Origin of the sequence: Leptospira alstonii serovar Sichuan str. 79601, assembly GCF_000347175.1 — a bacterium.
In the GTDB taxonomy this organism is placed as follows: domain Bacteria; phylum Spirochaetota; class Leptospiria; order Leptospirales; family Leptospiraceae; genus Leptospira; species Leptospira alstonii.
In genome coordinates this window covers 1-4,926 of sequence record NZ_ANIK01000078.1, presented here as the reverse complement: position 1 = coordinate 4,926, position 4,926 = coordinate 1, and the positions used below count along the sequence as shown (strand labels likewise).

Annotated in this window: 4 protein-coding genes; 1 reads left to right on the top strand and 3 read right to left on the bottom strand. The window is 40.3% G+C overall.

Annotated elements, in window-relative coordinates:
- Window positions 1–1,999: RHS repeat-associated core domain-containing protein (locus LEP1GSC194_RS15510; protein ID WP_020774472.1), on the top strand; the 1,999-nt coding region annotated here is incomplete at its 5' end.
- 353 nt (window positions 2,000–2,352) lie between these two features.
- Here the strand turns inward: LEP1GSC194_RS15510 and LEP1GSC194_RS15500 are convergent.
- The 3 genes from LEP1GSC194_RS15500 to LEP1GSC194_RS15490 all read right to left on the bottom strand — a co-directional run bounded on the left by LEP1GSC194_RS15500 (window position 2,353) and on the right by LEP1GSC194_RS15490 (window position 4,351).
- Window positions 2,353–3,267, bottom strand: a complete 915-nt coding sequence (locus LEP1GSC194_RS15500) for an LIC10906 family membrane protein (protein ID WP_020774475.1) — start codon at window positions 3,265–3,267, stop codon at window positions 2,353–2,355.
- Between the two features lie 16 nt (window positions 3,268–3,283).
- Window positions 3,284–3,886, bottom strand: coding sequence for an LBL_2463 family protein (locus tag LEP1GSC194_RS15495; RefSeq protein ID WP_017809652.1), 603 nt, complete (start codon window positions 3,884–3,886; stop codon window positions 3,284–3,286).
- 81 nt (window positions 3,887–3,967) lie between these two features.
- Window positions 3,968–4,351, bottom strand: coding sequence for a helix-turn-helix transcriptional regulator (locus LEP1GSC194_RS15490; RefSeq protein ID WP_036043283.1), 384 nt, complete (start codon window positions 4,349–4,351; stop codon window positions 3,968–3,970).
- Window positions 4,352–4,926 lie beyond the last annotated feature (575 nt).

Sequence of the window (4,926 nt, the reverse complement as noted above, 5' to 3'; positions counted from 1 at the left end):
CGGAGTTCCAAGCGTAAGAAGGACCACCGGAAACGGCGTGACGATGGAAATCGGGTTTGAGCCACTCGACAAAAAACCTTTGAGCGTGGTTTCTAAAAAACCGGATGGAAGTATAATCGGCAACACGGAACTTACGTATGATTCCAAAGGGAATATTACAAAAATTGAAGACAAACTGAACCCGACGAGAACCCAGAACTTTACGTTGGACAATTTAGGCAGAGTGACACAAGCAACCGGGAAATACGGAACCCAGGATTTTACCTTTTCAGCCAACGGAAACTTGATTCAAAAAGGCGAATATACTTTAGGTTACGGCGACGGAACTCATGCAAACGCTGTGACAACGGCTACAAGTCCAAGCACGGGAACGTTAAGTTACGGATACGATGCAAGCGGGAACATGGTTTCGAGAAACGGAGATACGCTTCGTTACGATTCCTATGGCAAACTGATCGAGCTTACACCGTATGCGACAAGCAGCTCGATTCGAAATACTTACGACTTTCAAGGAAACCGAGTCAAATCGGTATCGGATATATCTCTGATTTCAACATATACGTTAGGAGAAAATTACGAAATCGTAAGAACTCCGGGTGTTGCGGAAAGACATACTTTGTATGTGAGAGGATTGCAGGGTGATTTGGTCGCACAGTGGACAAGAGATGACGCGACATTACAGATTGCGGGGGCAAGTTCAAGTCTGGAGTCAAGTGAAAATCTTACGGGTACGTTTGTGGGAACTCCCACGAATTTGTTTTGCAAGGATGTAGCAGGGGATTGCGGGAAATACTGGAAAAATCGTTTGAAATTCGAGTTTATTGGAATATTTGGATATTCTAAATACTTTCAAAACGGAGTTCCGACCCAGTATTACAACGCATTTTATTTCTTGCTTTTATTAGGAATCCTTTATTTATCGTATCCTTATTTTCTCCGAGGAAATGAATTACTACAAAGACTAAGTTGGAAAGCCGTGGGAACTCCCGCGCTGATCCTTTCAATGTTTGTAGTCACTTCTCTTCCCGGATGCGGAGTGTTGCCTGGCGGAGGCAAAGAGGGTGATCCGCCTTGGATATTAGCGATGGGAGCAAACGTAGCACCGGGAACGCCGAACATCCAAAATCCAGGCGTGGGAATGACTGGCGGCGGATCTGTCGGAGGAATGCCGGTGACCGGAATGTATTTTTATCATCCGGATCATCTGGGATCGATTACGATGATAACGGATGGAGCGGGGAACCCCGCGAGCGGACCGGAGCCAGGAGTCAGTTATGTATCTTATGAACCGTATGGCTCGATCAATCGTAACGACAGCTACGGTCCGGATATATTCCGTTACAAGTTTACGGGACAAATTGAAGACAAAGACACGGGCCTTTACTATTACAAATCCCGTTATTACGAGCCGATCTTGGGAAGGTTCTTACAAGCGGATTCGGTTATAATGCCGACTAACGTGAACGGTATGAATCGTTACATGTATGTGGACGGGAATCCTGTGAGTTACCGTGATCCGAGCGGTCATGTTTCGGGTCCGGGAATGATGCACATGTTGAATCGGATCGTTGGTCATGCGATTGGGAAGGATTTTGGATCTAAGGGAATCGACAAGAGGTTGAGCACGAGCGGAATTTCGAAAGGTGTGAATCGATTTGTGCATAACGCGACGTTTGTTCCGAAAGGGAGGTATTATCTCAATGCAGGAAAGTTTTGGGATTCGACGATAGGGAGATATGGCGCGGCAGATTGGGTGAAGAATAATGCACTTTGGCCGCGACAACAAATATTACCTTCCGCTAAGCATATAGGCTTGCATAAGCTTAGGGGAGCTATTCAAGGCGGGGCAATAGTTTTAATTGCTGTGTCAGACTCAGAAGAAGATGTTCAGGAAGTTCTAAAGGCGTATATATTGTTATGGGCGTTAGCACCGGGAATTATTGGATTAGGTGCTCCAGGCGGTGTACATAAAAAATTAGTAAATTCTATATTTTGGTAGGAATAAAGTATATGAAAAAGTATAAATTTAGTTTTATTATAGTTGTCTGGTGTTTTATTTTTGCTACATGTAATTTCGATAAATACGATCCGTTAGGTCTTGGCGATTACATTGATCTTGATCAATGCGATTTAGATATTTTCGTGTATGCAGCTCAATGCACGCAGGATGAGTTAGACACATCTGTTCAAAAGCTATGTATTCTCTATTTAAACGATTATTTAAAAAATTGTAAATAGCTTGAACCGTGCAGCTTCGACGCAGCTTCTCTGTGAAACCTGAAAAGGATTGTCCGGAAATCCGGACAGCGAAAAGATCAGTTTTTAAGACAAATTCTGCGAAGCGTGTTCACTTCACCGAATTCTTTTGCTAAAGATGCGCGCAAGGAGTTCAGCGCGTTCTTTCGCGTTGAGTGAACTTGCTTCCTCCCGCCACAGGAGTTCATGGTGAATATGGGTGACGTTTTGAATTACGTTTGCCTTACTCGATATAATTCGGGAATAATATTCTTCCCGATCTAAAAACCAAAATAATTTTAAGATCGGAATGGATGCGATTCGATTCAGTAAGGGTAAAGGTTGTTCTCCCTCTAGGATATGTTCTCTAATTTCAAACGCGTCATAATGTAAAATCGCAACGGCCCAAATGATGGAAAAAGGTAAAAGCCCGACAGCTAACTTGGACGAATAAAAAAGTCCCAGCAAAGGAAACACATAGACGCAAAGAATAGTAGCAAAGAGAGCAATTATAATCCCCGATAATAATAGAAATGCTCTTACTCTTTCATCCCCCTTATCTCGAATCATCGCTTGTAATATTGATATGCAAGAAAGAGATACATAGAAAGTGCTGTAAGCAATAATTAAGTGGTAATTAATTGTGGGATGATATGAAAAGACGAAAGGATCTTGAATTTTAACTGCATCACCTATAGATGTAACAAAAAGTAGATAAGGAAGGACTATAAAATTTAAAATAAACCTAAGTTTTGAAAGCTTATTTTTATTTCCAAATATCGAATTCACAATCGTATAAAGCATAATTGGAATAAACAATACCGGAATTAAAATCCAATTCAGTACAATTCCTCTAAGATCTGTTGGGAGGGTGCCTCGGAAGCCAAGTCCAAACATCCAAAATGCTAGCAGAAGGCAGAGTCCAAAAAAATGCTTTTGAACACTTTTTCCGGGAGGTATTCTTAGGATATAAACCCCAAGAAATAATAAAAAAATCCCTGTCGAAACATTGTAAATATTTATTGAAACCATTGTCAAAATGCCACTATTACAAATATTTTGACGCAAGTTTTTGTAAAGCTGGTTTTTCGAGTTCTATAACATTTAATAAACAGGTCTTCCCTCTTAAATAAAAATCCGGAAAATACATTGGGCCCACATATTTTTCTGAGGCAACTGCGCCTTCGTTGAGATACACATTTTTAATTCCAACTAGTTCTAAAGGATACATTCCATATATAATTTCATATCCCTTTTCAATACAATGTTTAGCGACCTCACCGGATATTCTTTTAGCTTCTTTCCAGGCCTCTCTAGTTTGCTGAAACGCAACAGCGCTCCAATCGGCTACATTCTCTTCAATCACAGCATAACGCATTTTAGGCTCCGATCTATGAACTATGGCGACTTCTAATGGAATAAAATTCCATGGAAACTTTTCTACAATCCTCATAGCAGCGAGTAGTCCATCCTGCCCTTCCGCGTAAAACCATGTGGACCAAGGATCATAGTTTATACTTTTCCAGGGGGAATGAGAATAACCCGCATTTTGATACACTTTAGAAACAAAAGACTTCACTCTTTCAAGCTCTTCCGGTGCTTCCAATCCTACGATTTTTTTGACTTCAGTTTGTTCTAATGTTTGCGACATAACATGAATTATGTCGTATTATAAAAAAACTCAATGAAAATATTACGAAAATTTGTATCAATGAATGATGCGTAAATTCCGTTAGGAATCCAACTTTTCGGCCATCGCTTGAATGGCCGTCAAATCCCGATCCGATAATCGAAAAAGGTTTTCTATTAATTTCTTCATTCCCTTTCGATTATAGATACTTTGGAGAAAATCAAAGTCTTCTTTTCTTTCAAGATGGGAAGGGGCGATAAGCATTTCCCCTTCACCTTTTGTAAGCCATTTCGAAGAAAACCCAAAAACGTATTCAATTAGTAATGCCATCGATGAAGTGAGCGCATTTTGACCATTCAGCAGTCGGGTAATCGTTCCCGGAGTCACTTTCAATGCCTTTGCAATTTGCCCCTGATTCAAACCCCTCGATTCTCTCAGGTAATCTAGCATGATTTTGATACGTTTGCGAATTTCTATATCATTCATTTTGTTGTTTAAATCAATTTTTTAATTGACAAGTTGTATTACTCAATACATAGTCCGACCAATTCTGAGGCCCATTGCAATTGAGGACTTCGAAATGATACGATTAAAACGGCAAGAAATTTATATAAAACTACTTCTTGAATTCATCAATTCACTTGCGTCGCCCTATGAAAAGGATCGGCGGTTCTGTATTTTTTTGTCTTTTGATCGGTTGAAGGAGTTTACATTAAACCTTTTTCGCTTCTGCAAGCTCGATTTCGTTAAAAGTTCTTGGAAACGTCTCGGAATTCTTAAGAAACGTTGTTTTCATTTTTGGAGTCGAACGGACAAGGATCGCAGTTCTAACGAAGACATCATATTCCCCGCCTTACTCTTCTTAATAGGAGCTTCAACGGTTCTTTGGGAAGAGGCTCTACAGGAAAAAGATCCGATTAATCAATTAAAACTGATTTCCCTAATCTACGGATTACAAATTTTCTCCTTTTTATTACTCAGGCCGGTCCTTAGATCGATTTTAAGGATCGGCCTGTCTTTTTCTTTTCTGAAATACATTCTATTTGCGGTCTTTGTAAGTA